Here is a 602-nt window from a genome sequence, read left to right as displayed (position 1 = left end):
AGCGGAATTGCAGCTTCACGCGGCCGTGCTGGTCGGTCCAGATGGTCTCGCCTGCCGGGCCAACGACCACCGCTGTCTGCGGTCCTGTCGCTTTCGGCAGCGGCGTGATGGAAGGCGCGCGCCAGGGCAGTGAAGTCGGCTGCGCGAGAAACTCCGTGTCGTAACGCGCCGAGCTGCTGCCGCTGGCATCGCCGCCGCTTTGAAACTGATAACTTGCGCCGACGATCAGGTACTCGCGGTTGTCAGCCGTGCGGGGACATCCTGTGAGCGTGAACAGATAACCGGGCGCGAAAGCGCGAATGGTGGTGTGACCATGAGCGCTTTCACTCCCAGTCTGTTCCTCTTCGAGACGTACGCGCGAATAGTGATTGCCCTCGTCGCCATTGACATAGCCGAGCTGCCAGTTGTACTTCTCATAAGAGCCGTGTTCATCGCTGAGTGGGTTGGCCTGCTGGCTTTGCAGGTCCGCCTTGGGCTTGCGGAAATCATAGTCATCGACGACGTAGCGGCCCGTGGTGACATTGTCCTCGGTGTGCCAGCGATCGACGCCTTCGGTCTCGGGCAGCGCAATCTGATCGGGCGCGAGATAAGGGAGCGAGGCG

The 602-nt window shown here is 62.0% G+C and carries 1 protein-coding gene; it reads right to left on the bottom strand.

Annotation, left to right across the window (positions count from 1 at the left end; genetic code table 11):
* The coding region (locus QCE64_RS37795; protein WP_310009518.1) for a type VI secretion system tip protein VgrG at positions 1–602 on the bottom strand (602 nt) is incomplete at both ends.

The sequence above is a fragment of the Caballeronia sp. LZ043 genome, assembly GCF_031451075.1.
Classification (GTDB): Bacteria; Pseudomonadota; Gammaproteobacteria; order Burkholderiales; family Burkholderiaceae; genus Caballeronia.
The sequence above is the reverse complement of the archived record's forward strand: the minus strand, read 5'-3'. Positions and strand labels throughout refer to the sequence as shown.